General features: G+C 36.1%; 32 protein-coding genes. 9 read left to right on the top strand and 23 right to left on the bottom strand.

Annotated features, from left to right (window positions below):
* Positions 1-45: 45 nt before the first annotated feature.
* Together vrrA and BMX63_RS06820 are read right to left on the bottom strand one after the other, a co-directional pair.
* The gene (vrrA, locus tag BMX63_RS06825; protein WP_177167222.1) at positions 46-675 is read right to left on the bottom strand and encodes a VrrA/YqfQ family protein; all 630 of its coding nucleotides are present in this window, start codon (positions 673-675) and stop codon (positions 46-48) included.
* A gap of 85 nt (positions 676-760) precedes the next feature.
* A complete protein-coding gene (locus BMX63_RS06820) occupies positions 761-1,450 on the bottom strand; it encodes a uracil-DNA glycosylase (protein ID WP_245732753.1) in 690 nt (229 codons plus the stop codon).
* A gap of 294 nt (positions 1,451-1,744) precedes the next feature.
* On the opposite strand from BMX63_RS06820, the gene BMX63_RS06815 reads away from it, so the two are divergent.
* The 4 genes from BMX63_RS06815 to trhO all read left to right on the top strand — a co-directional run bounded on the left by BMX63_RS06815 (position 1,745) and on the right by trhO (position 6,183).
* Positions 1,745-2,614 carry an NAD(P)-dependent oxidoreductase gene (locus BMX63_RS06815; protein ID WP_093133299.1) on the top strand — a complete coding sequence of 290 codons (870 nt, stop codon included), beginning with the start codon at positions 1,745-1,747 and terminating at the stop codon, positions 2,612-2,614.
* A gap of 255 nt (positions 2,615-2,869) precedes the next feature.
* A complete protein-coding gene (locus tag BMX63_RS06810; RefSeq protein ID WP_093133297.1) occupies positions 2,870-3,538 on the top strand; it encodes a haloacid dehalogenase type II in 669 nt (222 codons plus the stop codon).
* Between the two features lie 409 nt (positions 3,539-3,947).
* Positions 3,948-5,012 (top strand): type I restriction endonuclease, encoded by a 1,065-nt coding sequence (locus tag BMX63_RS06805; protein ID WP_093133295.1) that lies wholly within the window; start codon positions 3,948-3,950, stop codon positions 5,010-5,012.
* A gap of 196 nt (positions 5,013-5,208) precedes the next feature.
* Positions 5,209-6,183 (top strand): oxygen-dependent tRNA uridine(34) hydroxylase TrhO, encoded by a 975-nt coding sequence (gene trhO, locus BMX63_RS06800; protein ID WP_093133293.1) that lies wholly within the window; start codon positions 5,209-5,211, stop codon positions 6,181-6,183.
* A 112-nt stretch (positions 6,184-6,295) separates the two neighbouring features.
* On the opposite strand, the gene BMX63_RS06795 is transcribed toward trhO, so the two are convergent.
* From BMX63_RS06795 to BMX63_RS06775, 6 genes are all read right to left on the bottom strand, one after another.
* Positions 6,296-6,790, bottom strand: coding sequence for a GNAT family N-acetyltransferase (locus BMX63_RS06795; protein WP_245732752.1), 495 nt, complete (start codon positions 6,788-6,790; stop codon positions 6,296-6,298).
* A 14-nt stretch (positions 6,791-6,804) separates the two neighbouring features.
* On the bottom strand, positions 6,805-6,978 hold the full coding sequence (locus tag BMX63_RS18280) for a hypothetical protein (RefSeq protein WP_220083818.1): 174 nt from the start codon (positions 6,976-6,978) through the stop codon (positions 6,805-6,807).
* A 37-nt stretch (positions 6,979-7,015) separates the two neighbouring features.
* Positions 7,016-7,264: a DUF2584 family protein gene (locus tag BMX63_RS06790; protein WP_177167221.1), complete on the bottom strand. Its 249-nt coding sequence runs from the start codon at positions 7,262-7,264 to the stop codon at positions 7,016-7,018.
* Between the two features lie 261 nt (positions 7,265-7,525).
* On the bottom strand, positions 7,526-10,639 hold the full coding sequence (locus BMX63_RS06785) for an AAA family ATPase (protein WP_093133289.1): 3,114 nt from the start codon (positions 10,637-10,639) through the stop codon (positions 7,526-7,528).
* A 1-nt stretch (position 10,640) separates the two neighbouring features.
* Positions 10,641-11,789 carry an exonuclease SbcCD subunit D gene (locus BMX63_RS06780; RefSeq protein WP_093133287.1) on the bottom strand — a complete coding sequence of 383 codons (1,149 nt, stop codon included), beginning with the start codon at positions 11,787-11,789 and terminating at the stop codon, positions 10,641-10,643.
* Between the two features lie 106 nt (positions 11,790-11,895).
* Positions 11,896-12,105, bottom strand: coding sequence for a WYL domain-containing protein (locus tag BMX63_RS06775; RefSeq protein ID WP_093133285.1), 210 nt, complete (start codon positions 12,103-12,105; stop codon positions 11,896-11,898).
* A 101-nt stretch (positions 12,106-12,206) separates the two neighbouring features.
* Between BMX63_RS06775 and BMX63_RS06770 the strand changes: the two genes are divergently transcribed.
* A complete protein-coding gene (locus BMX63_RS06770) occupies positions 12,207-12,542 on the top strand; it encodes a YolD-like family protein (RefSeq protein WP_143060123.1) in 336 nt (111 codons plus the stop codon).
* A gap of 294 nt (positions 12,543-12,836) precedes the next feature.
* On the opposite strand, the gene BMX63_RS06765 is transcribed toward BMX63_RS06770, so the two are convergent.
* The 11 genes from BMX63_RS06765 to BMX63_RS06715 all read right to left on the bottom strand — a co-directional run bounded on the left by BMX63_RS06765 (position 12,837) and on the right by BMX63_RS06715 (position 20,017).
* Positions 12,837-13,385 (bottom strand): RNA polymerase sigma factor, encoded by a 549-nt coding sequence (locus BMX63_RS06765; RefSeq protein WP_177167220.1) that lies wholly within the window; start codon positions 13,383-13,385, stop codon positions 12,837-12,839.
* Between the two features lie 32 nt (positions 13,386-13,417).
* Positions 13,418-14,641, bottom strand: coding sequence for a hypothetical protein (locus BMX63_RS06760; RefSeq protein ID WP_093133281.1), 1,224 nt, complete (start codon positions 14,639-14,641; stop codon positions 13,418-13,420).
* Between the two features lie 12 nt (positions 14,642-14,653).
* Positions 14,654-15,487: a hypothetical protein gene (locus BMX63_RS06755; protein WP_093133279.1), complete on the bottom strand. Its 834-nt coding sequence runs from the start codon at positions 15,485-15,487 to the stop codon at positions 14,654-14,656.
* Positions 15,484-16,173: an ABC transporter ATP-binding protein gene (locus BMX63_RS06750; RefSeq protein ID WP_093133277.1), complete on the bottom strand. Its 690-nt coding sequence runs from the start codon at positions 16,171-16,173 to the stop codon at positions 15,484-15,486. The genes BMX63_RS06755 and BMX63_RS06750 overlap by 4 nt, the downstream gene beginning before the upstream one ends.
* A 2-nt stretch (positions 16,174-16,175) precedes the next feature.
* The gene (locus tag BMX63_RS06745; RefSeq protein WP_093133274.1) at positions 16,176-16,553 is read right to left on the bottom strand and encodes a GntR family transcriptional regulator; all 378 of its coding nucleotides are present in this window, start codon (positions 16,551-16,553) and stop codon (positions 16,176-16,178) included.
* A 296-nt stretch (positions 16,554-16,849) separates the two neighbouring features.
* Positions 16,850-17,071: a YozE family protein gene (locus tag BMX63_RS06740; RefSeq protein ID WP_093133272.1), complete on the bottom strand. Its 222-nt coding sequence runs from the start codon at positions 17,069-17,071 to the stop codon at positions 16,850-16,852.
* A gap of 37 nt (positions 17,072-17,108) precedes the next feature.
* Positions 17,109-17,876: a twin-arginine translocase subunit TatC gene (gene tatC, locus BMX63_RS06735; protein WP_245732751.1), complete on the bottom strand. Its 768-nt coding sequence runs from the start codon at positions 17,874-17,876 to the stop codon at positions 17,109-17,111.
* A gap of 90 nt (positions 17,877-17,966) precedes the next feature.
* A complete protein-coding gene (locus BMX63_RS06730; protein ID WP_093133270.1) occupies positions 17,967-18,158 on the bottom strand; it encodes a twin-arginine translocase TatA/TatE family subunit in 192 nt (63 codons plus the stop codon).
* A 21-nt stretch (positions 18,159-18,179) separates the two neighbouring features.
* On the bottom strand, positions 18,180-18,416 hold the full coding sequence (tatA, locus tag BMX63_RS06725; protein WP_245732750.1) for a twin-arginine translocase TatA/TatE family subunit: 237 nt from the start codon (positions 18,414-18,416) through the stop codon (positions 18,180-18,182).
* A gap of 136 nt (positions 18,417-18,552) precedes the next feature.
* The gene (locus BMX63_RS06720) at positions 18,553-19,047 is read right to left on the bottom strand and encodes a dihydrofolate reductase (protein ID WP_093133266.1); all 495 of its coding nucleotides are present in this window, start codon (positions 19,045-19,047) and stop codon (positions 18,553-18,555) included.
* 22 nt (positions 19,048-19,069) lie between these two features.
* Positions 19,070-20,017: a thymidylate synthase gene (locus tag BMX63_RS06715; RefSeq protein ID WP_093133264.1), complete on the bottom strand. Its 948-nt coding sequence runs from the start codon at positions 20,015-20,017 to the stop codon at positions 19,070-19,072.
* Positions 20,018-20,132: 115 nt separating this feature from the next.
* On the opposite strand from BMX63_RS06715, the gene BMX63_RS06710 reads away from it, so the two are divergent.
* The gene (locus tag BMX63_RS06710) at positions 20,133-21,140 is read left to right on the top strand and encodes a C40 family peptidase (protein WP_093133262.1); all 1,008 of its coding nucleotides are present in this window, start codon (positions 20,133-20,135) and stop codon (positions 21,138-21,140) included.
* Between the two features lie 21 nt (positions 21,141-21,161).
* Here BMX63_RS06710 and BMX63_RS06705 read toward each other — a convergent pair whose 3' ends face one another.
* Genes BMX63_RS06705 through BMX63_RS06695 form a run of 3 tightly spaced genes read right to left on the bottom strand, consistent with a single transcriptional unit; the run spans position 21,162 to position 23,269 of the window.
* Positions 21,162-21,800 carry an HD domain-containing protein gene (locus tag BMX63_RS06705; RefSeq protein WP_093133260.1) on the bottom strand — a complete coding sequence of 213 codons (639 nt, stop codon included), beginning with the start codon at positions 21,798-21,800 and terminating at the stop codon, positions 21,162-21,164.
* Positions 21,800-22,663: a DUF72 domain-containing protein gene (locus BMX63_RS06700; RefSeq protein WP_093133258.1), complete on the bottom strand. Its 864-nt coding sequence runs from the start codon at positions 22,661-22,663 to the stop codon at positions 21,800-21,802. The genes BMX63_RS06705 and BMX63_RS06700 overlap by 1 nt, the downstream gene beginning before the upstream one ends.
* Before the next feature lie 45 nt (positions 22,664-22,708).
* Positions 22,709-23,269 carry a DUF7010 family protein gene (locus BMX63_RS06695; RefSeq protein WP_093133256.1) on the bottom strand — a complete coding sequence of 187 codons (561 nt, stop codon included), beginning with the start codon at positions 23,267-23,269 and terminating at the stop codon, positions 22,709-22,711.
* A gap of 310 nt (positions 23,270-23,579) precedes the next feature.
* Between BMX63_RS06695 and BMX63_RS06690 the strand changes: the two genes are divergently transcribed.
* Positions 23,580-23,780, top strand: coding sequence for a cold-shock protein (locus tag BMX63_RS06690; protein WP_093133254.1), 201 nt, complete (start codon positions 23,580-23,582; stop codon positions 23,778-23,780).
* Positions 23,781-23,936: 156 nt separating this feature from the next.
* Complete coding sequence (locus BMX63_RS06685) at positions 23,937-24,563, top strand: lytic transglycosylase domain-containing protein (RefSeq protein ID WP_093133252.1); 627 nt, start codon at positions 23,937-23,939, stop codon at positions 24,561-24,563.
* Positions 24,564-24,755: 192 nt separating this feature from the next.
* Here BMX63_RS06685 and BMX63_RS06680 read toward each other — a convergent pair whose 3' ends face one another.
* Positions 24,756-25,412, bottom strand: a complete 657-nt coding sequence (locus BMX63_RS06680) for a lysozyme inhibitor LprI family protein (RefSeq protein ID WP_093133250.1) — start codon at positions 25,410-25,412, stop codon at positions 24,756-24,758.
* 510 nt (positions 25,413-25,922) lie between these two features.
* Here BMX63_RS06680 and BMX63_RS06675 point away from each other — a divergent pair.
* Positions 25,923-26,594, top strand: coding sequence for a queuosine precursor transporter (locus BMX63_RS06675; RefSeq protein ID WP_093133248.1), 672 nt, complete (start codon positions 25,923-25,925; stop codon positions 26,592-26,594).
* Positions 26,595-26,614: the final 20 nt, after the last annotated feature.

Here is a 26,614-nt window from a genome sequence, read left to right as displayed (position 1 = left end):
TATACCGGATTTGCCAGCTTCACAACTAAGGGGTTTTTTTAATGACTATATAAAAATTTTCGGTGTGGAACGCCCATCCTCTGTTGACCTTCTTATTTTAGACCTGGAGACAGAATTCTCCTGTTTATTTGTCCTTCTTGTGTGGTGCTCTTCTTTATCATCAGAGGTAAGAAATGCCTCTAGATCATCCTCTTGTTCATGAGCGGAGTCACTGTCATATGCCTCTTGGGTTTCCTCACTTTCTTCACCTTCAGCTGTATTATCGTCTTCATCATCGTCTGATTCATTAAGAGCTTTAAGCATTTTAAACATCGTTGGCAAATTTTTGACCATTGGACCATATTGTTGAATCATGGGCGCTGCTTGCTGAGCAACATTAATGGCTTGCTGCACATTACCCAGTGCCTTAGAGGCTTTCTCGATTCCTGAGCCCGCTCCAGTAAAATATCCAGGATTCTGTGCTCCCATTCCTGGTGCTCCTATGCCTGGTCCAAAACCCGTATTTCCTTTGGGTGAACGATTAAAAAGGCGTTGAAACATTCCACCAATTCCGCGCTGTCCTCCCATTTGACGAGGCATCATTGGCTGTTGAAAAAATCCCTGTGGTGGCTGCTGAGGCGCCCTTTGTGAACCTGGAAAATGAAAAGGACTAGGTCTTCCTGTATTTGGTGCCATTTCTATTCCTCCTCTTCTAAACATACGTACTACTTTACTGTACGAAAAGAAGGATTAATGGGTGTAGGCGATATATGGAAAACACTTAAGAAATTTCATTAAGATTTGGAATTTCCCACTTTATAGGCGTCTCTCCAATCGATTCTAAAAATTGATTGGTTTTGGAAAAAGGTTTACTTCCAAAAAAGCCACGATGAGCAGATAACGGGCTTGGATGGGGAGATTTTAAAATTAAATGCTTTTCCTGATTCAGATTTTTACTTTTCTCCTGAGCGTTTCTTCCCCACAAAATAAACACCATTGGCTGTTTACGATCATTTAGAACGTTTATAACTTTATCCGTAAATCTCTCCCATCCTTTACCCCGATGCGAATTAGCCTGATGTGCCCTGACCGTAAGCACAGTATTTAATAAAAGAACCCCCTGCTTAGCCCAATGAATTAAATACCCGTGATCAGGAATTGTACAACCTAAATCCTGATGAAGTTCCTTATAAATGTTCATTAATGATGGAGGGATTTGCACGGTTGGTTTTACAGAAAAACTAAATCCATGTGCCTGATCAGGTCCATGATAAGGATCCTGCCCTAAGATAACGACCTTTGTTTGCTGATAAGGAGTATAATGAAAGGTATTAAAAATGTCATACATGTCTGGATAAACCTGGCCAGTACGATACTCTTTCTTTAGAAATTCCCGCAATTGTTGATAATAATCTTTGTTAAATTCTTCGTTTAAATATTCCTTCCAGTCATTTGTTAGGATTTGCTTCACTTCTCTCACCCTTAAACTTTTTTATACTATTTTACTAGTTTTCCGGTAATGAGAAAACAAAAGACAGACACGAATTAAAGTGTGTCCGTCTTCTATTACAAACAGTTATGAGGTTACTTCTGAATAAATAATAAATCCAACAAATCCGGATAAGATTAAACCAAATAAAACAGCTGGAAGCACTTAATCTCCCCCTATATATCTAACTTTTACACTTTAAGTATAATAGAAGAAGCGGTAAAATAAGGGTATATCATATGGCAAATTTATGAAAATTTGAAAAGGAGTGTTGTTATGTCCAGTACGACTATCGGCTTTATCGGGACCGGGGTTATGGGAAAAAGCATGGCACGGAGTCTTATGCATTCAGGCTATCTGCTGAATGTTTATACACGTACGAAGTCTAAAGCGCAGGAACTTTTAAATGAGGGAGCGACTTGGAAGAACACCGTAAGTGAATTGGCTGCATCATCGGATGTAATCATTACGATAGTCGGTTATCCAAATGATGTCGAGGAAGTTTATTTTGGTCAGGAAGGCATCCTGGAAAATGCTAAAGCAGGTACATACATCATAGATATGACAACATCTAACCCCCAGCTTGCTCAAAAAATCTATGAACAGGCAAAAGGGCGGAATCTTTATGCTTTAGATGCTCCTGTTTCTGGAGGGGATATTGGAGCAAGAGATGGTAAGCTGACCATTATGATTGGAGGAGATCAGACAGCTTATGAAGAAATGCTTCCTATCTTTAAAGTACTAGGTGAAAACATCATCCTTCAAGGACCAGCAGGAGCTGGACAACACACGAAAATGAGCAATCAAATTACCATTGCCTCCAATATGATCGGTGTTTGTGAAGCCATTATGTATGCAAAGAAAGCAGGCCTCAACCCCGAAAGAGTATTAGATTCGATTACCACAGGAGCAGCCGGCAGCTTTTCATTAAGCAAATTAGGTCCCCGAATGATTAAAGGGGATTATGAACCTGGATTTTATGTTAAGCATTTTATCAAGGATATGAAAATTGCACTGGAATCAGCTAAAGACATGGGTTTAAAGACGCCTGGATTAGAATTATCCCTCTCCCTATACACTGAGCTTGCGGAAAAAGGTGAAGAAGATAGCGGGACACAAGCGTTAATCAAGCTATTTTCAGAATAGCCTGCATCCGTTATCAACCTATACAATTGGGTTATTACATTAACACGAGCATTGAATTCTAAAGGATTTCAATGCTCAATTTTCTGTTATAACGTACTTCCGGTCCTCAATAAGAACACAATAATCTCCAATGTCCATTATCAGTACGATTTTTTCTATTATTATAGAATGGAATTAAAATAAAAGAGCAATAACTTAAATGATTGGTTAATATTTATTTTATCTTCTAAAGATTAAAACAAGGAGTTGTTTGAAGTGAAAAATCACGCAATACAAGCTTTTGTATTTGATGTTTATGGAACCCTCTTTGACGTTCATTCGATAAGCAAAAAATGTAATGAGTTGTTTCCTGGAAAAGGCCAGTTAATAAGTAGGACCTGGAGGGAAAAACAGATTGAATACTCAAATCTAAGACAGTTAATGGGGAATTATAAGACGTTTTATAGCATCACAAAAGATGCATTACGCTACGCTGTTAAGAAAAACGATGAACATCTTAATCATCATTCAGAAATAGAGCTGATGAATACGTATTTACACCTATCAACTTATCCTGAAGTAAAAACTGTACTTTCCCGGTTGAAGGATAAAAAGCTTGCGGTATTTTCCAATGGATCACATGATATGCTTGATCCTTTACTTCATCAATCTGATATTTCTCGTTTATTTACAGAAATTATAAGTGTTGATGAGGTAAAACAGTATAAGCCAACTCCAGCCTCTTATAATCATGCAGCTAACGTATTAAATGCGAAACCAGAGGAAGTGCTATTCATGTCTTCTAATGGATGGGATATTTCCGGAGCAAAAAACTTCGGATTTCAAACCGCCTGGATTAATCGGAAAAACTTACCTGTGGAAGAACTAAATCTGGCCCCGGATACAATATATGAGGATTTAACCGGTATTTTAGAATGGAATTAATCATATCAAGGTGCTAAATAAGATATTAAATTAAGTTTCAATGATGGCAATTAGGAGAACAGGTACTATAACAGAACTAAATCGCAATACTTATATGTATCCATCTTTTAATTTGTATTACATAATTTCCATTTTTACAATTAAAGGTATTTGTTTATAAAATATAAAAAAAGTATTACAATATATAGTAATTAATCAATTTTCTCAAAAATCAGCTATAAAAAGTTTTTAAAATCACTTAAATATTTTAATTTTCTCCCTTATAAAAATAACAGAAGAAAGCTTACAATTCCGCATTAAATTTGATTTAGTACCGAGATTTACAACACGATTTATGATCGTGTTGTTTTTATATTATAAGAAAGAAACCTTGATTATTCTCATACAAAAAAGAGAAGGAGGAAAAAACATGTCTGATTTCAAAGAAAAGTTAGTTTCATTATCAAAAAGAGTCAGTAAGATTCAGGACTCCATTTCAACTGAAGAAGCGACAAAAACAAGTGTTATAATGCCTTTTTTCCAGTTATTGGGATATGATGTATTTAATCCTGAAGAATTTACCCCTGAATATGTTGCTGATGTCGGTATTAAAAAAGGTGAAAAAGTAGATTATGCCATAATGAATGAGGGGCGTCCTGTTATTTTAATTGAAGCAAAATCAATAAATGAAAATTTAAATAGACATGATTCACAATTATTTAGATATTTCGGAACAACATCAGCTAAATTTTCAATTCTAACGAATGGAATTTTATATCGATTTTTTACTGATCTTGATGAACAAAATAAAATGGATGACTCGCCATTTTTTGAATTTAATATTTTGGATATAAAAGATAGTCATGTTAATGAATTAGCTAAATTCAAAAAAGAGAGTTTTGACCTTGAAAATATATTTAATACAGCCTCTGAACTAAAGTACACAAATAATATCAAAGCCTTCTTATATGAAATTTGGGATGACCCTACCGAGGATTTTGTTACATACATTCTGGATCATGTATACCAAGGAAGAAAGACCAAAAATGTTATAAACCAATTTACACCAATAATTAAAAAATCTTTAAAACAGTTTATTAATGAACTAGTTAATGAAAAACTGAGTGCAGCCTTAAATTCTACATATGCAGAAAATTCACAAGAGGAACAACAAAAAGATACACAAGAAGAACAGGAGTTAGATGATGGCATAATTACAACAGAGGAGGAAATACAAGGATATACTATAGTTAAATTAATTATATCTGAAAAAGTTGATGAAGAACGTATATTTTACAGAGATAACAAAAGTTACTTCAATATATTGTTAGATGACTCGATTAGAAAATGGGTTTGTCGCCTCAAACTAGATGGCAATAGAAAATATGTACAATTTAATGATACTAATAAAACCACTTACAATATTGAAAAAGTATCGGAACTGACTCATTTTAAAAATGAATTTTTAGATATAGTAAATAAATTAGAAAACTAATTATTTACTAATGACCTGCATAACTGTAGGTCTTTTATTTTGTTCAAAAAGATTTATTATTAGTTTCGTTCTTTTTGTTAAAATAGATTTGATAAAGTTCGGAAACCGTGATAAAATTTCCTTTTGCAAGAGATAAAATGCATCCGCACCTTATAAATTTATATCTTGCAAATATAAATGGATAGGTGGTAATAACATGGAAAATAAGGAAAAATATCAAGTCTTACTCTACTACAAGTTTGTTAAAATCGATGATCCTGAAACTTACGCAGCTGAACATTTGGAATTCTGTAAAGAGTTAGGTTTAAAAGGTCGTATTTTAGTTGCGGAAGAAGGACTTAATGGTACGGTATCAGGTACTGTTGAGCAAACAAACAAATATATGGAAACGATGCACAAGGATCCTCGTTTCGCAGATATGATGTTTAAAGTGGATGAAGCTGAAGGACATGCATTCAAGAAAATGCACGTACGTCATCGTTCTGAACTCGTTACATTACGCTTAGATGATGAGTGGGATCCAAGTAAAGAAACAGCGGAATTCTTAAATCCTAAAGAATTTTACGAAGAATTACAAAGAGACGATACCGTTGTTTTAGATACACGTAATGACTATGAATATGAACTTGGTCATTTCAGAGGAGCCATTAATCCGGATATCGAAACATTCCGTGAGCTTCCTGAATGGATTAAGGATAATAAAGAAGAATTAGAAGGAAAACGGGTTCTCATGTATTGTACTGGTGGTATTCGTTGTGAGAAAGTTTCCGGCTGGCTGCAAAAAGAAGGTATTGAAGATGTTGCACAGCTTCATGGTGGTATTGTCACATATGGAAAAGACCCGGAAGTACAAGGAGAGCTCTGGGACGGTCAATGTTATGTATTTGATGAACGCATTTCCGTACCGGTTAACCAAAAAGAACACGTTATAGTCGGAAAAGATTATTTTGATGGGAAGCCATGTGAGCGCTATGTAAACTGTGCTGATCCGGATTGTAACCGTCAATTCCTTTGTTCCGAAGAAAATGAATACAAATATATGCGCAGTTGTTCTCATGAATGCCGTGTTTCACCAAGAAACCGCTATGTGATTGAACATCAAATGACAGAAGAAGATATTCAGGAACGTTTAAAACGTATTGAAAAAGAAGACCAGGTAGCACAAAGGTAAAAATCATGAAAAAATGAACGAAAATCACCTGACAAGAAAGTTTTTAGTTATTCAAGCAGTCCAATGAATAGATAAATTGGACTGCTTTTTTTCCTTAAAACTTCAGTATTATTTAGCTTAGTATGAGTCTGTATCGATTTCCCAATAGATTTCGTCTCCCTCTTTGCCCACTTGCAAAACCAGTATTTCTCAGTACTTTTATGGAGGGAATATTTTCATTTGAACAACTAGCGGTAATTTTCTTTACATGGGGCTGATTTAATCCCCACTCAACCATAGCCGAAGCCATTTCAGTGGCATAGCCATTTCCTTGATAGCCTGATATGATACTGTATCCGAGATCCATACCTCCTTTTTCATCTGGTCCACCTTTAAATCCCATATCCCCGATTATGGAGCGATTTTTATTGTGAATAATGATGCCTTCCCATTCGTTTTCTTCCGGATATTGAAGAAAACGTTCTATTTTATATACCTCCATCGGATAGCCATCTGCGACATGATAACCCGTTAATTCTTTTAGCTGATTTGCACCTGATAATGTCGCTTTCATCATATCGACTGTGAATGTAATAAGAGTAAGTCTGCTTGTTTTTATATAAGGCATTTCTAAAATTCTCCTTATTTATTGTATCCCTTTTTCAAATTCATCTGCGTTTGAGACCTATTGACCATAATATATGTCAATGTAATTACTCTGGTTATATCCGAAAAATCAGCTTCTGCCAATAGTTGTTTCATTTGATTTTCAGTAATAAAAGATATTTTCTTAATTCCATTATTAGCTAACTCCATTATCGAGCATTGATATTTCCGTGTTTCAGAATTCTACTTAATTTACACTATATAAAGAAACAAGCTGGTATCTGCATATAGTTTGATTATGTTCAAAAATAATCTTCTGCACAATGGCACTGCCAATTTGGTCTGAATCCTCATGTCTCATAATATCAATCGGAACATCAATAGGAAAAAGCCTGTAGCCTGAAAAAGTAATCTCAAATATGTTTTCCTTGGTGTTGATTCGCTTTTCTTCTTCATTTGTCACAATCCGCCATTCAATCGTTAATGGTACAGACATACTGCTCACCCCTTTCAAATCCATATAATGAAAGCTTCATAGCCCAGGTTTACATTTCTTTTGAGTAGGCTCTGTTAAACATATAGGTGTTGATTTCCGTCCAGTGCGCCCACTATCCGCGGGCGGTCAGGACCCTCTTCTATATCCGCCCGCGGCGTCTCCCATATATCGCTCTTCTCCCAGGAATCTCGCGCACTTTCCCCAATTAACTTGGTAGAAAATCAATAATAAGCTTTAACACAGCCTTTGAGTAATAGGAACTTAATAAACGGTTAGTGATACCTTGGAACCGCTGTGTGAAGGTTCGATATGAAGTTTGGCTCGGATTTCTTCTTTTAGTTTTTGTACATGGGAGATAATGCCTAACATTCGGTTTCCTTTTTGTAAATCACTTAAGCAATTTAATGCTTGTTCAAGGGAGAGCTCATCGAGTGTTCCAAACCCTTCATCAATAAATAGTGTATCAAGCTCTACTCCACCGGAATGGGCCTGGACAACATCTGCCATTCCCAAGGCAAGGCTTAACGCTGCCTTAAATCCTTCTCCACCAGACAAAGTCTTAACAGAACGATTTTGACCTGTATAATTGTCAATTACCTCGATGTCAAGACCGCTTTGTGCTCCTCTTTTGGCCACCTGGTCACTTCTTCTTAACTGATAGCGATGGTCGGTCATCTGATCTAAGCGAATATTGGCCTGGAATAAGATTTCGTCTAAAAATGAGGACAAAACATAACGTTCAAAGGATAGTCGTAATTGATTATCTCCCCTTGATAGCTTTGCCAGTTCCCCAATATCAAAATAATATTCCTCTAATTCCTGTTTTTCCTCCGCTAACTGATGTAATCGCTCTGAGGTAGAAAGATACCGGTCCAGCTGCAACTGCTGCTCTTGGATGAGTCTTGTTTTCGCGTCAATTTCTTCATTTACCTGTTTTAATGATTGTTCCAGAGTTTCTAAATCAGGACGCTTTTTCTCATTCAGCTGGATTGTAAGCTGATTGTAACGATTTTTAGTAATAGAAATTTTTTCTTCAAAAGTGCTTATTCTTTCCTCTGTTTTCTCGATTTCTGCTTCAGCCATTTTTGCCTGTTCATAGTGTTGGAGTGTTTTAAATCCTTTATTTTCCAATTCTGTTTCGAAGGTTTGTCTTACTTCTTGATAGGTTATTTGTGCGGTTTGTAATTGTTTTTGTAAGGATTCAATCTCTACATCCACTGTCTGCTTGTGCTCTTTTATTTGTTCATAATCCTTTTGGAGCTGATTCCATTTATTAATCTGTTGTTCGTATTCGGTTTCAGCCTTCGAAAGTCGTTCCTTAACGGTTGCGTAATGATCATCAGGATTTTCCAGAGAAGCTTTTACATTTTCAAGCTGAGACTGGATTTTCACTCCCTGTTCCTTTAAGCTTTGGAGGCTTTCATGCTTTTCCTGCTGTTCTTTTTTACTCTTACTTAATTCTTCTTTTAACTGCCTTTGTTTTTCCTGCTTTTGCTTTAACTCATTTAACTGCTTATCTAATTCATTCCGTTTCGCACTGATGCCTGCTCTTTCATTCTGCCATTCCTGTATACGTTGATCGATTTCATCCAGTTCCACCTTTACACCAGATAGATCTTCAATTTCCTGCTGTAAATTCTCTACCGTTTGGTTTTGTGAGGTTCCTTTAGATTTAATGTTTACATATTCATTTTGAACTTCCTTCTGTTTTTGTTCACTTTGCTGTAACTGATTTCGTTTCGAAGCAATCATCTCATCTGTAATGGACGCATTGTGAAATTCTGCCCTTTGGGGATGGTGAGTAGATCCACACACCGGACAGGCTTGTCCTTCTGCAAGGTCTGCAGCCAGGAGCGCTGCTTTTTCGTTTCGCATAGCATCTTCTAACTGTTGTAACTCTTCCCGTAACTGTTCAACATATTTATCATTATTCTCATATTTTTTTAAAATATCGCGGTATTGAATACGATAGTTTTTTAACAGCTGATTCTCCGTACTCAGTTTATCAGTTTTCATAAGTAGTTGATCAAATTCTTTAAGCTTTGTATTAAATTCATAAAACTGCTCTGTTACCTGTTGAGATTGACCAGTTTCTTCATCGAGTTTTTCAATATCATTTTCTATCTTTTCAATTCGTTGATTAACTTTGTCGAGTTTAGGCTTTTCCTCTTGATAAGTAGAGGCTAATTCCTTCTTTTGCTTTTCCAGATCGGCAGCCTGTTTTACCTTTTCCAGTTGTTCCTTCATAAACCGAATTGAATCTTTTAACTTTTCCCGGTCCTGTTCTGCTTCTTTAGCCTTCTGATATTCCTGCTCAATACGATTAAAGGATTCCAGCATCTGTTGTTGTTTTTCTCTTTTTAAACCTAATGTTTCTTCTAGTTTTTTGTGCTCATCCCTGCGTACCTTTACCTGTTGTTCATAAGCTTTGATACCGGCTGCATTCTTTGCCTGCTTCAATTGTTGCTTTTGAGCGTCTATTTCTTCCTGCTGTCCCTTTAGTTCGCTAAGTTCCTGCTTACGTTGATCATATTCCTCAAAAAGAGTCTGCACTTCCTTTGCCGCATAAAATTCATCCTGTCGTTTTTTTTGCTGACTCCGTTTTTCCTGAAGGAGATTATTCTGTTCATCGATATATTTTTCCACATTTTCAATAATGGAAAGGAGATTCTTTCTTGCCTGTTTTGGTTCAGCATTTTTTGTACGATATTCCTCAGGCCAGTTTATATAAGAAATTTCCTGCTGTTCCTGGTTTTCAATTTGTTCAAGCTGCTGCTGAATACTTTTACTTTCTTCAGCTAAACGCTTCGTCATTTGTTCATAAAAATAGGTATGAAAAATCTTCTGCAGAATTTCTTCCCGTTCTTTACTGTTCTCGGAAATTAACCGGCGAAATTCTCCTTGAGGAATCATGACCATTTTTCGAAATTGCTCATAATCCAATTGAAGCATATCCTCTACAGCTTCATTTACTTCCTTAACCTTCGCATAAAGCAAATGCTTTTCCCCATCAATAATTTGATAGATTTCGGCCTGCGGCGGCTGTTCTGTATATCCTTCCCCGCGTGCTTTAGGTTTCATTTGTTTTGGACTCCGGACAATTTCAAATTCCTTTTGATGCAATTGAAAACGGAAGGAGACCTGTGTCAGTTCCTCGACTCCCGCAAAATGACTTCTTAAGGTGTCATGATCACGGTCATCCCCGCTTGCTCTTCCATATAAAGCAAAACACATGGCATCAAAAACAGTCGTCTTTCCAGCACCAGTTGGACCTGTAATAAGAAATAGTTTTTCTTCACCTAACTGAGAAAAATCGATAATCTGTGCTTCCTTGTATGGTCCAAATGCACACATTTTCAAAGTAATGGCCCGCATACTACCGTCCCCTTTCTTCTTCTACAACTTTTTGCACGATTCTTTCCATCATTTTCTTTCGTTTTTCGGGAATAGGCTCCCCTTTCATATTTTCATAGAAGGAGGAAAAGAGTTCGATATGGGACATTTGCTGACGTTTTTTTACTTGTTTGAGCTCATGTAAATGCTGGGTTCCTGTCATCTTCCGTTCGAGCTTGAGGATATTAGGATACCATTTGCGCAATTTCCCTATAGGATCCATAATCTCTCCATCATCCAATAAAGTAATATGACAGTAATCTTCACATACTTCCTCTACATCCAGTAATTCATCCAAATACCCTTCCAAACGAATTAAGTCGCGTTGCATCCGGTATGACCTCTGTTCTAACGTCTGAATTCCATTTTGGTCAATATCCAATACTGTATAAGACTTATTATGATTAGCTTCAGAAAAGGAATATTTAAATATCGAGCCAGAATAACGAATGTGGTCAAACTTCACCTTTTGAGGCTGATGAAGATGTCCTAGTGCAGTATACGTAAACCTCTCAAACAATTCAGCCTCTACATAAGGTGTACCACCTATCATGGTTAAACGTTCTTCGGAATCTGAATCCATTCCACCAGCAAGGAAGGCATGTCCAACAAAAATATGTCGTTCTGTATCTAAATCGTATTTGGATTGAATCTGGTCCACAATTTCCGCCATGGCTTCCTGATGTGAGGTGATTTCATCCTTCTGAAGCACCTTTCGTACCTCAGCTGGTTCCATATACGGAACTAAGTGAAAATATACAGGCCCATGGTCATCTTCTATCACTACAGGCTCTAAATCCGGATCTAGCTTTGTCTGAATAAAGAGCCTGTTTTTTCTAAGAAGCTGTGTACCAAAGTCCATCCGTTCGGCACTATCATGATTACCTGTAATCGCTAAAATAGGGATATCCATGTCATAAACAATCGTTGTTAGCATGCGGCTCAATAGTTCAACCGCTTCTTTAGGAGGAATGGCCCGGTCATATAAATCTCCTGCCAGAATGATGGCATCCGGATTGATTTCCTTTATATCTTCTAAAAATTGTTGTAATACGTATTCCTGATCTTCTGTCATATATGTGTTATGCACAATCTTACCTAAGTGCCAGTCTGCTGTGTGTACGATTTTCATTGGTAATAACACTCCATCACGTTTTTCTTACTATTATTTTATCATGAATTTCGTATTGTGGTAATTTGAAAAAATGAGGATTTCTGGAAGGTTGTTTCCCGAGGTATTAGTATTGTTTTGAGCTTCGTTTAGGAATCATGGCTAAAATCTGTTCTTTATAAAAGCTTCGATATCCTTTACGCAAGAAGCAATAGCCAAATATTTTCTGATTATTTGATCCATATATTTTTACGGTACGTTTGGTTATCTCACCGGATCGACTTTCATAAATCATCTCCACTAATTGATCAGCTTTTACCTTTTGATTGGCAAGCATGATGTTCACCTCCTGTTCATATTATACACGAACATTTGTTCTTTATCCACTTTTAATCGAATGTTTGTTCGTGTATAATATGAAAAAAGAGGTGAGAACTATTGTTAAGAGATCGAGGTAATAAAAAATGGACTTCTTTAATGCTGCCAGAGCATGTAGAAGAATTAAAAAAATTATGGGAAGAATACGAACAGGAATCCATGCCTGTTTTAGACGAGCAAGAATTAGAGGAAATGAATCAAAGGTGTTTAGCAGCTTATAAACAGAAGCAAACGGTACAATTAACCATCTATCACGACGGGTATAAGAAGGAACGGAAGGGAGTCATCACAAATCTCGACCAGGAGCAGCAAACGATTCATCTTCATACATCAGATGGAACTGAAAAAATCGCTTTTCAGAAGCTATTGCATATCCAGCCTATTAATCATGAATGATGAGAGGACTCCTAGCCCAAAAAGAGAGTATGGTATGTAAAAGAACCCTGCCAGCAAGACTATCATTGCTACTAGTAAAAGCTAAATTTTTATCTGCTTCTTGGCCAGGTATTTCATAGGTAATTCTAAGCTTTAATCATATTGCGTTTGCCTCTTCTATAATAATGATATTGAGCGACAAAAAATGCACCCCAAAAGTTAGGCTTCACTCTAACTTTCAAGGTGCATAAAATACCTTTACTGTAATTCCTTCCCTTTTTGACTTAACTCACAAGTATAAAACGAAGTCTCTATCTACATATAATAAAATTCCCTCAACATTTTCTTTGCCCTAAACAGCCGTGTCTTTGCTGTTGAAAGATTTATATTCAATTCATTTACGATGTCTCTCAAAGATTGGTCCTTAAAATAAAAGTGTATAATGACCTCTTGATACTTTGATGGTAACTGCCTTAAATGGTCTCTCAGTTCTTCCTGATCACAAAGATTTAATACCTCAGATTCTGGATTATACGCGTCCTCACTGTTAAATATATTGATGTCTTCATATAACAAATCACGCTTACGATAACTTTTTCGCAAAAAATCAATACAATGATTAACCGAAATTCGATACATCCATGAATGAAAGGAACAATCACCTTTGAACTTATCACGGGTTAAATAGCATTTTATTAGAATTTCATGAGAAAGGTCTTCTGCTAAATAATAATCTTTCACATAGGAAAGGGCGATGGTATATACTTTCCTTTTATATTCAACATAAAGCTCATTTACATTTTGTTCATTCAAACCTTGATTTAATCCCATTAGGTAAATAGCTTTATCTTGCTTTATTTCCATATGAACCATCCTCTTTTCTTAGTAAGGACACCCTATTTCACAAACATATCATTGATATACAAATCATAATCGTCCTTCTCATCCTCTGCATCTTTTATACCCAATTTACCTTTGTAAAGTGTTTCACCTGTTTTCAGGTCAGCAACGATGACATTTCCATCTATTTTTGAATTCATCCTTTGGGAAGTCGCATAAAGCTTACCATCTTTTATCCTGATCATTGGGGGCTCTTTAATATTGGGTTTGTCTGACAATTGGAAACGAAATGCAGTTCCAATCTGTCTGTCCTCTAAATGAAAAGGAGTAATAACATGTTCTTGCCCATCTACTTTCGTAAGGTAAACCGTGGACCCATCAAAAGAACTAATTTCGTTCTCGTTTAAATTTAAGTCACCTGAGATTTTTCCTTTATCTTTCGTTTTCAGGTTGTAGGAAATAAGTTCCCGATTGATTTCTTCTGCTCTTGTGGATTCGCTATCATTGATAATCTTTCTATCCGTTTTTAGCAATAAAAGCTTTTCATGCGCTGTTGTTGACATCTCTGATTCAATCAGCTGTATTTCTGATTGGGAATTCTCTTGTCCTTTTGGTGCATGAATCGCTTCATGGTTTTTTACTTCCTGATTTTCTATATCAATCGTGTAGACATGTTTTTCATTAAAGATGTTATCACTATTTCTTACCGTGTTTTCGGTGATAATGTTTAATTCCCCATCTACAATCTGTACATCTTCCACAAATATATGATCCAATTCTTCTCCATCTGGTATTTTCATTGTAAAGGAGTCTGTACTTCCATCCTCCTTATTTAAAAGGGATATATCAAACGTATAATCCCTTGTTTTTAAGGAATTGTCACCAATTTTATACTCCACATTTGCATAAGCAAGACGCTGATTGTTCTCAAAAAACAAGCTCACTGCTGGAGTCTTTCCCCGCATGAAGCCGTGATATTCATCCTGCAACTCTTTAATAACGGGCGTTGGAGAACCAATCAACCGATCCAGAAAGGATCGATTTGTGTAATCTGTACCGTCCTCGGTGATTTTTAGGCTCTTGCTTACATAATTCATTGAGGAATCACCTTGATAGTTTCCCTCCAGCACCAATGGCTCTATCTCTTTTGCATCACCGCTTTCTGTCTTCATCACAAACTCTGGGTTCTGATCGGCTGATATAGCCGAATTCACGTAGAACGTTCCAATGCTAAACACAATAACAGCAATAATAGCCGTACATTTCCAATACTTTTTCATTGTATACCCTCCTTATACGGTAACCTTTTTCTTCAATAAGAATCCACTCATCCAAACCGATGCCGCCAGTACAATCACTGCCATTACGATTTCAATGACAAACAATTCCATCGGATAGAAATAGCTATTAAGAACGAATTCTTGTAAAAGAACAGGAGAAATGAAAACTATAACAGCGATAGCGCTATAAATCACTCCCGCAATGATTCCTTTCCACTTGAAGCTTCTTTCCATTAAAATCGCTGTAAATAAAATCGAAACCGCCATCAAGCCTGCTCCATAATACAAGATCAGTTCAACAAAGCTGCTTGGAATAATGATATTTAATTCAGGTATGCTCGTAATCATTTCTTCGATCCCCATATCATTTCTAAATTCATCGGGCACCATCCATTTCAAAACCATTGCCTCAAGGGGTAATAATATTAACTGAAAGGCCACTAGACCTAATGTCATAATGAGGATATTAGAAATCTTGGCAAAAAAGATATTAAACCTCGTCGTTGGCAGCATTAATAAGCGATAAACAAATATATTCTTTCCAACCCAGTCACGATACCAAATAAGGAAAATATAGAACGCAACACCAGCGGCACATAACGCAATGGGCCCAACAAACCATAAGCTTCTTATGATGTGTAAAAAGCTAAATTGACCATAGTCTGTTAAAAACTGCGCTTTCGGTATGAGGTCTTCGTTAATTTTTTCATTTGCCATATTGAGATAATCTTTTGACTTAATAATGACTCCGGCAACCTGGACAACGAGTGTTATACCTAATAAAACAATAAATAGTTTCACAACACGGTTAAATTCAAAGTTAACGAGCTTCAAGTATTTTTTCATCCCTGATACACCTCTCTCATCACATCAATAACAGACATCCCGTCGTCTTCACGCGCTTTTTCTGCATCAAATTCTTTTGTAACCATTCCGTCATCCAACAGGACAACCTTATCGATTAAGTGTTCAATATCATTTACTTCATGAGTCGTGATAATTACTCCCCGATTTTCAATCAAATGACTTGTAAATACATTAGCGATTTCCTCACGACTAAACATATCAATGCCTGAAAATGGCTCATCCATTAATACATAATCCACATCCAGCGCTAAGCCAAGTAATAGATTAACTTTTGCGGTATTTCCTTTAGATAAGGAGGAAATCCGGTCATTTTTATTTAATCTGAAAAAACCTAATAGTTCCTCCGCACGTTCCCTGTTCCAGCTAGTATAGAAATCATTCATAAACTCCATTGCTTCCTCTATTGTCATGTTTGGGATCATTGTAAGAGCATCAGGAATTAAGGAAATTTTTTCAAATGTCTTTTCCTTTACAGGTTCTCCATCGATTAAAATCTCACCATTATTAATAGGAGTCAGTGCCATAATGGCATTTAAAAGGGTCGTCTTCCCAACACCATTAATACCTATTAAACAGGTAATTTCACCTTTGTTCGCCGTAAATGACACGTCTTTTAGTATTTTTTTACGTCCAAACTTCTTCTCAACCTCTTTTACTTCAATCATGTTTAAACCTCCTTATCACTTTCAAGGTACTTTGTTCTGACCAAGTCAAGCAGTTCATCGACGGGAACATTAATCGAACGAACAGATGCAACAAAAGTATCTACTGCTTCAACGATTAATTCTTCTCTCACCTTACCCAGAACCTTTGTGTCTGTTGTAATTTTGCTCGGAAGATTCCGTTCTGTATAGATCAAACCCTGTTCCTCCATTTCCTTATACGCTCGTTGCGCCGTATTAGGATTCACCTTCATCCTGTTTGCAAGCTCCCGTCTGGATGGTATTTCTTCTCCAGGCTCGAATTCACCAATTGCAATTTTCTCTTTAAAGTAACGAATGATTTGAAAATAGACGGGATCCCGATTGTTAAAATTCACATTCATCGAAACAACTCCTATACGACCTTGAAGTAACTTTCTCATCATTTAAGTGTGTGTATTAATTGGTTCATACAACTAAGGTGTATTATATAGTTAATACACTAGGTTGTCAATCCGATTCTAAAAAGATTTTTCTTTGCTATGTAAAGTAGCAATATCCTGATAACTTAAGAGGTATTAAACGTCTTAAACACACAAAAAAACAGCCCAATTTATCTATTAAATTGGACTGTCTAAAAGGTTTTTATCTTTTGTTTTCTTAAACCAGACTGGATAGAATTCATATTCATACCATTCTATTATTCAATTTCTTCCACTATATATGTTTCCCACATCCGGTCAAATACCTGAAGGGCACCCGTAAAAGGCATATTCCATTCTAAATACCGGCTAATTTCATCATAGGATTTGGACTGCTTAGGAAAATCATGATCCTGAAACATCCATTCGGCAAGCTGTCTTTCTTCAGCATGCTTTTCCGTGTCTCTAAATTTCATCATAAAATGATAAAAAGAACGCACAACATTCTCTCCCTTATTTAATGAATAGGTGTTGGAGTTATTCTACAGCAGATTCCTCATCTTTTGCAATTTTTCTGCGATATACAACCCCTGACATGATAATCGCAATTTCATATAGGATAATCAGTGGTGCTGCTACGAAAAGCTGCAGGATAAAATCAGGTGGTGAAAGCATTGTACCAAGGATTACTAAAACCAGATAAGCATATTTCCTTATCTTTTTCATCTTAGATGGATCAATGATTCCAAGACTGGTTAAAAACATCGCAATTAATGGAACCTCGAAAAAGAAAGCAAAGGGTAATGTTGTCGTAAGGATAAAACGGAAATACTTCTCAGCTGTAAACATATTATCAAACATATCTTCCCCTAAGCTCATTAGAAAGTTGAAGATCAGCTCTTGGACAACAAAATATCCAAATAACAAACCACCTGTAAACAGAAGGAAAACAGCTGGAACATAAATTAAAGTTACTTTTCGTTCTTTTGGCATTAAGCCTGGTCGTACAAATAACCACGCCTGAAAGCAAAAGAAAGGAAGTGTAGCACCTATAGCAATCACACTTGCAATCATAATATGTATCCACATAATTTCCCACGGGCTAAGCACAACTAATTCAAATTCAAGGTTACGAGTAAAGAAGTCATATATATATTGTACAAAAATAAGGCCGGTAACAAAAAAAGCAATGAAAAAAAGGATAGTCCAAATGATTCTCTTTCGCAATTCCAAAATGTGTTCAGATACTTCCATTTCTTCAGCTGTATTTGTTGTTTCCGCCTGGTTCTTTTCTTTTTCTGACACAGGATACACCTCCTATTTGCAAAGACACACTAATATATACTGACAAGCAAAAAGTGTAAGGAAGATCCTTACACCTTCATTCAGACCGTATTAGTTTTTATCTTTCGTCTCAATGTTTTTCTTCTCGTCAGAATCATCGGACATAACACCACTGGCTGCACGCTTAAATTCCTTCAATGAAGAGCCTACAGCCTTGCCAATCTCCGGCAGCTTTGAAGGGCCGAAAATCACGAGCGCCACAATGAGAATTAAGATTAAACCGGGAATTCCAATTTGTCCCATTTTTATTCACCTCAAAATGGTTTAGGATTTTTTCGAATCATTTGATGTAATATCTTTTACTTCCTTCGCTTCATCGGTCACATCTTCCGTTAATTCACGGGTAGATTTCTTAAATTCTTTTAGTGTTTGACCTGTAGCTTTCCCAAGTTCCGGAAGCTTTTTCGGTCCAAAAATCACAAGTGCAATGATTAAGATTAAAATCAATCCAGGAATACCTATTTGCATCATAACAATCACCTGCCTGTTTTGGTTTATCATAAGGAGACGTATGTATTTTCTTTATTATTCTCTCCTGCTGAATATAAGTTAAACAAATAAACGTGCAACTCTCGTTTTCATTTTCCCTCAAACGGCTATGATTTGCAAATATTAATTATAATTTGTGACAAAAAGTTCAAGAGGTCTTCCTGATATATGTGCAGAAATAATAATCATAAGGATTTTTAACGTTCTTTATTCCTTTTTCTTTATGGACAAGTTCCCATTCAGAAGAATCAAACGATGGAAAATAAGTATCCCCCTCAAAGGACTCATCAATCTCTGTAATATACATTTTATCTGCAAAATAAATGGCATCTTTAAACAGTTCACTTCCACCAATGACAAAAACTTCTTCTTCCGGAGTATGTTCATTCCATTCCTTCACTGTATCCCAAGAGTGAATAATAAAACATCCCTGAGCTTCAAAAGAAGAATCTCTTGTTAATACTACATTGTTACGACGAGGTAGTGGCCGCCCTATTGATTGATACGTCTTTCTCCCCATAACAATGGTGTGATCCATAGTTGTTTCCTTAAAAAATTTTAGATCATTAGGTAAACGCCACGGTAAATCACCATCTTTTCCGATTACCCCTTTTTGATCCATGGCAACTAATAATGAAATCATTCAGAGTCACTTCCTTTGCTCACTAAACAGCTACTGGTGCCTTTATAGCCGGATGAGGATTGTAATCACGCAATTCAATATCTTCTACGTTAAGAGCAAAAATAGATGTTACTCCCTGATTTATGTGGACAGATGGTAATTCCTTTGGTTTTCGGCTAAGCTGGGTTTGTACTTGTTCCACATGATTTTGGTAAATATGTGCATCACCTATTGTGTGAATAAATTCCCCAACTTCAAGCCCGCATTCATACGCGATTAAATGAGTTAACAAGGCATAGCTTGCAATATTAAATGGGACGCCTAAAAACATATCACCACTGCGTTGATATAGCTGGCATGATAATTTCCCATCTGCTACATAAAATTGAAACAATGTATGGCATGGCGGAAGAGCCATGGATGGAACATCTTCGGGATTCCATGCTGAAACTATTAATCTTCTGGAAGCAGGATTTGACTTAATTTGTTCAATGACATTTTTTAATTGATCAATGGTATCTCCCTGAGAAGTTTTCCATTCTCTCCATTGCTTTCCATAGACATTGCCTAAATCTCCATACTTACGTGCGAATTCATCATTATGTAAGATGTTGTGTTTGAATTTTTCCATTTCCTTTTCATATTTCTGCTTGAATTCACTATCCTCTAATGAACGACGCCCAAAATCACTCATATCAGGACCATCATATTCCGAGCTTTCCACCCAACTCTTAAACGCCCATTCATTCCAAATATTGTTGTTATGTTGTAATAAAAATTTAATATTCGTATCTCCATTAATAAACCATAAAAGCTCACTTACAATGAGTCTAAATGGTACCTTTTTCGTTGTAAGTAAAGGAAATCCCTTCGTTAAGTCAAAACGCATCTGACACCCAAAGACGCTGATAGTTCCCGTTCCTGTTCGGTCACTTCGGGTTGTCCCATTTTCTATAATATGTTTCGTTAACTCCAGATATTGTTGCAACATAATCCCCACTTTCCCTAGTTTCATTACATTATTGTAACATGTTTCTTGTCTGTACATAACCACTTTTCCACCGTCATATATTGTCTTTAGCTAAACAGAAAAGGTGGTGACAGCAATGCCGGGAATGAGTCAAAATCCAGTTCTGTTTGGGACACTCGCTACAAGTTTTGCCATCTCACAGCCCCTTTCGTTTGTTTTGGATGTTGATATCCAAGAGCAGAATAAACAATTAACCGAAAGTGAGACCCTGACATATGGGACTCATAACGAAGCGGTAAACGTTTTACAAAAGAAATTAAAGAATCTTAATATGTTTAAAGGAAAAGAAGATGGCAACTTTGGTGTTATTACTGAGCATTATGTAAAAAAATTTCAGGCTAAATACAATTTAAACATAACGGGGCGTGCGAATAAAGAAACCATATATAAACTAATACAAAAAGAGCGGGAGCACTATTTAGAACCCCTGAAAAATTTAGAAGAAGAAACCATTGATGTGGGCATGTATAGTGAAGATGTTAAGAAGATTCAGTCAGCACTTCACTATTTTGGCTATTATGATGGAAGTATCGATGGTATTTATGGACCTTTAACAAAAGAAGCAGCCAAAGCCTTTCAGGAAGATCATAAGATTCCTGTTAAAACAGAGCTGGATAAACAATTTGTGAATCAATTGGAACAAACCAAGACGCCCGACCAGGATGCTATTGTCCATACTGTACAAAAAACAACTCAAAAACAGACAGTAAAAGAAAGTGGCCCTGTTGTTTCGGGCGGTCTAATCCAAATTGCGAAATCCTATCTTGGCTCACCCTACACATGGGGAGGTGAATCCCCCAGTGGATTTGACTGCAGTGGATATTTACAATTTGTCTTTTCTAAGACGGGCGTACAATTACCTAGAACCGTGTCGGATATATGGAACGCTACAACCCCAGTAGAAAAACCTAGTGTTGGTGACCTAGTATTTTATGAAACCTATAAACCAGGGCCATCTCATGCTGGTATCTATTTAGGAAACGGTAATTTTATTCACGCAGGAAACAATGGCGTTGAAATAAGCAATATGAGTGGATCTTATTGGCAACAACGGTATCTGGGCGCAAAAAGAGTCTCCCAATAATAAATTAAAATGGGGATGATTTTAGTCATCCCCATTCCATTCAGCGTAAAATCTAGCTAAAAATTGTTCCATAAATTGATGACGATCTTCTGCGATTTCTTTTGCACTTTCCGTATTCATAAGATTTTTCAATTTCAGTAATTTTTCATAGAAGTGATCAATGGTTGTTTTAGCAGGGTTTCGATAATCCATTTGCTCCAAAGTATTGGGTGAATTGGGATCAAACAATTTGTTTTTTTGTGAACCTCCATAAGCAAAGGTCCGCGCAATACCTATTGCTCCGAGAGCATCTAAACGATCTGCGTCCTGGACAACCTTCCCTTCCATCTTTTCAGGTATTGTGTGGTTTCCCTTAAACGAAACGTCCTTTATGGCCCGCCAAACAGCATGTCGGTCCTTTTCCTCTACACCCTCATTCGTTAAAAATGTAAAAATCTCCTGTATGGAAGTATCTACATCATTTACAAGCTTTTCATCCGAAACATCATGTAAATATGCGGCCAGTTGGCAAATAAAAGGATCTGCTTTTTCCTGATAGGCGATGTGCTTTGCTAAACGAACCACTCGCTTCATATGCCACAGATCATGTCCTGTGGTATCCGCTGAAAACCTTTCGCTAATCCATTGTTCCGTGTTTGTCAGTATCTTTTGTTTATCCATTACAGTCCTCCATCAAATAAATCCATTTGCCTTGGGTTTAAGCCTGTATAATGGATATTTAATAAATCCATAAATTGCTTTGCATTATCCGCCGCATCTCCACCAGAATTATTATTAAATAAAACTGTAATCTCTTTTGAATGCTTTTCAAGATTCTCTATATGTGTAACCCACTCCATTAATTCTTCTTTACTATATCGATACAGGAATCGAACAGCACGCCAATTCTCCCTGCCATTTTTATTCCAACCATTAACATTTCGACCATGAAAACGAATTAACGTCTTATCATGCGTCGGTTCTAGTACAGTCGGAACAGAGCTTTCACCAGCTTGTGGTTCATCGCAAATGGTATGAATCCAGTTTTCCTGTTCCATGAAATGAAGGGTTTGCCTTTTATATTTTGGATCAAACCATGAACGATTCCTAAATTCAAGCGCTAAAGGATACTCTTTCAAATATTCACGAATGACTCTCAAATAACGGATATTTTCTTTACGCAAATCAAACCAAGGCGGAAATTGAAAAAGAATGGCATTTAACTTATTCGCTTCCACTACAGGTGAAATCGAATCGGTGTATGCAGCCAGTAACTCTTTAAGTTCTTTAAGAGTTAGCTGATTTCGGTCATGCCTTGTTAATATATGAAAAGCCTTAATCACAAAAGAAAAATGATCCGGCGTCTCTTCCACCCATTTCCAGTAATTTTTTTGAGGTTGTATGGCATAAAACGCTGTATCAACTTCAACTACCGGAAAATGAGAAGCATAAGCAAACAATTTTCCGGATGTAATGCTTTGATTTTCATAAAGAGCTGGATGATCTCCCCACCCTGTCAAGCCAATATGTATAGCCAAAATCATCTTCCTCCAACCGTTAAAGACTATGTTTTCATATTTTATCAAATTTTATCGTAATTGGTTAGAACATGATTTCTTATTTTTATAATCCATATAGAGCCAGATACTTAAGATGATTAGAAAAACAACCATCATAGAGGCGATCAACCATAAATGTTTCAACGGTAAGTTCCAGCCAATCATTAAAATGCTGATAGAAATAATCGGAGACATGATGAAGTAGGCTTTTGCATGATAAAACCATCCATATGGAAAGAAATGAGCTCCTGTAACAATTGCAAAAAATAAAATCATATGTGAAGGGCTTTGTACCATAGCCCAAATAACAATAGGGAAATACATAAGCTGCGCCAGATTTAGATATAACCCAAGAAGACCAATAGGACTATCATCTGATTTCCATTCTGCTTTAAAAAGTTTAGAAAATAAGAGAGCTAAAGGAAACATGGCGCCGGTACTCCATAACAAGTATATATTTTTACTATATAAATCAATAGGCAAAAGAAATACAACTGTTATCAGACTCCAGAGAATACTAGCAGCAAATAAAAAAGCAACTCCATTCTTCGCCTTAATGGATAACGCTGTTCTCATAGCCAGTATGTTCATGACACCACTTCCTAACTTAGGATTAGAATAAATATCCAATTATATTTTATCATAGGGAACCTTCATTTGTTTCACTTTTCAGACTCTTTCTGAAAAGTTCTTCTTTTATGTTTGACTCCTATTTCAAAAGAGGATATAATAAATAATACAGATAAGATGTGAGGTTCATGAAAGACGGGTAACTTCAGATAGAAGTCGATGGATTTTGTGTCCTTCACTTCTACTGGGTTGCCCTTTTTTAATGGACCCTCTCATTTCTTATTTGTGAAATAAGCACATTTTTGTGAAAGATTTTAGGAGGATTTTATTTATGCAAAACGGTACAGTAAAATGGTTCAACGCAGAAAAAGGTTATGGTTTTATTCAAGTTGAGGGAGCAGACGATGTATTCGTACATTACTCTGCAATTCAAGAAGAAGGTTTCAAAACTTTAGACGAAGGTCAATCTGTAGAATTTGAGGTTGTTGAAGGCGATCGTGGACCTCAAGCAGCTAACGTTGTGAAAAAATAAAACGCCATTCATAGATACGGTAATCGCTTATTTAGCGATTACCGTTTTTACTTATCTAAAGCATTTTCCCTATTTATCAGCATTAAATCCTTGTCTATTCTCAACCAATTAGGTATAGTAGGTATATATGCGTACTAATTAAAGGGGAATAGAGAAATGGAAGCTAAACTTTTACAAAGCCTTATTCAATTACAATCCATGTCCCAGTTTTCACCATATGGATCTTCTAATAATCCATCTTCATTTTTTAATCAGGCGTTTCAATCTATCCTAAACGAGCAAATGTCTACACGTTCTAATTCTATACATGCTCAAAAGTCGAATATTGATTCCCAACGTTTATTTGCATTGCAAAATCCTAACCAGCCATCTATACAATTCCATTCTAATACTCAGTCCTCAACATCAGGTGAGATTGAATCATATATTAATAAAGCATCTGAAATGTATGGGATTGATTCAAAGCTTATTCGTTCTGTTATTGAAACAGAGTCGAACTATAATGTTAATGCGGTCAGTCATGCTGGAGCTCAGGGTCTTATGCAATTAATGCCTGATACCGCACGTGGTCTTGGTGTGAATAATGCCTTTGATCCTGAACAAAATGTTTTAGGTGGTACGAAATATTTAAAACAAATGCTCGACCGTTATCATGGAAATACTTCCCTGGCTTTGGCTGCTTATAATGCAGGACCTGGAAATGTGGATAAATATAATGATATTCCGCCTTTTGAGGAAACACAAAATTATGTACAAAAAGTAATGAAGAATTATTTAATATAATAAGCTTCATAGAAGCAGTTCAGTAAATCACGCTCCATCGGAAAAACTAAGAGCGTGATTTTTCATGTTTATCAGCCTATACCAGTTCAAATTTATCACTCAAGTATTCTGGTATATTAAGCCCTTCATTACCCGAAAAAACTCGGCAGGGAGAAATATTATAGGCTCACCCTTTTTTCAATTCTTTCAACATTACTTCATATATTTTGCAACTAACTCATAGCATCTTTCTCTTGTAAGACTTGCCTGAGTAGCTATATATTCTAATGATTCAGACGAACCACCTTTATATTGTTGTGAGGATTCTTTAGCAGTATCGTCTCTATATTTTATCCAGTTTCGTTGTTCATCTCTTAATTTATCCATCTGTTCCGTACTAAGTTGTTCCATTAACACTCCGTATATTTCATTCAATTCCTTATCCCATTTGGTATATCTATCCTTTTCTTGTTCCTCCAACTCTAATACTGTTGTTCCGGCTTCTGAATATCTATCCGATTCTTCCATAGCATTAAGTTTTCTAAAATATTCATCTTTTTTACTTTCATTAACTTCACTGTCACTATCACTAGACTTCAGCGACTCTTCATTATTTGAATTTTTAGATGTATGATTAGACGCATCCTTTTGCTCATTTTGCTGGGTGTTATCTGTACCATCTGAAGACTTGGCTGCATGATCTGTTAAATCTTTAGTAGTTGAGTCGCCATCTGCATTTTCAGTTGAGTTATTATTCAATGACTGCTCGTTCGATTTACTACTTAACTCATCCGTTGAGTTGTTACAAGCAACTAATAGGACTAATACTGTGGTAAGCATTCCTGTCAGGATTTTTCTATTTATTTTCATACGATTGCTCCTTTAATCTGAAATAATCCATGTAGTTTTTCTGAAATGCCCGTTCTGCATATGAACTATATTTCAAGAATCTCGATACTCCTCAAAATTCCATAAAATCATCTAATAAAGTTTGTGTCCACCCTTCATTCCCCCTTTAAACTAAAGTCGTTCAGTCTATTTGATTACCAAACGTTTCTATTTCTACTTTTTTACTATTTTCTTTAGTACCATAAATTCGACATAGAACGTACAAATCCTCCCTCTTGTATGAACACAACTATTTTGGCAAATTGACTAAAACCATATCTTAATTAAATAACTATATGATTATGAACTTTCCCTAAACTTTACGAAACAGGAACGAATGAGTCTTATTATATGGAATTGGCTATTCATTTTCTTTTTATTATAATGACTAACACAATATCAAAAATGTTGTTCTCCAATGAAAAATCATTTATAATAAATACTTCGCAGTTCGAAAAATCCTGCGTTATCAAAACTAAGGAGGAATTATTGATGATTAACGAATGGTTATGGCTAGGGTTTGCGATTATTAATTTTGCCATGATACTTACGATTTACAAACTTTTCGGCAAACCTGGCCTCTTTGTTTGGATTGGAATGTCCACAGTTGTAGCCAATATTCAAGTATTAAAAACGATTGAGCTGTTTGGGATAACAGCTACTTTAGGTAACATTATTTACGGTACAGCCTTTTTAGCAACAGATATTTTAAATGAAAAATATGGTAAAAGTGATGCTAAAAAAGCTGTATGGCTTGGCTTTTTCACGTTAATTACCATGACCATAATGATGCAAATTGCTTTACAATTTGTACCTGCTGAGAGTGATACTGTACAAGGGGCACTTCAAACGTTATTTGACTTAGTTCCACAAGTAGCACTTGGCAGTTTAGCTGCTTATATGGTAAGTCAATATTTTGATGTGTGGATCTTTTCTAAAATAAAAAATAAATTTCCTGCTGATAAATATTTCTGGTTACGGAATAACGGAAGTACCATGGTCAGTCAGTTATTGGACAGTCTTGTTTTCTGTGGTATCGCGTTCTATGGAATGCCGTGGAGTGTCTGGATCGAAATCTTTATTTCCACGTACTTTATTAAATTTATTGTCTCCTTCCTGGACACGCCGTTTTTCTATCTAGCCAAAAAAATGAACGTAAAATAACCTATAATATAAAACGGGAT

Source organism: Salinibacillus kushneri (genome assembly GCF_900111405.1).
Lineage (GTDB): Bacteria > Bacillota > Bacilli > Bacillales > Alkalibacillaceae > Salinibacillus > Salinibacillus kushneri.
Note: the sequence above shows the minus strand (reverse complement) of the source record. Positions and strands in the feature narration are given on the sequence as shown.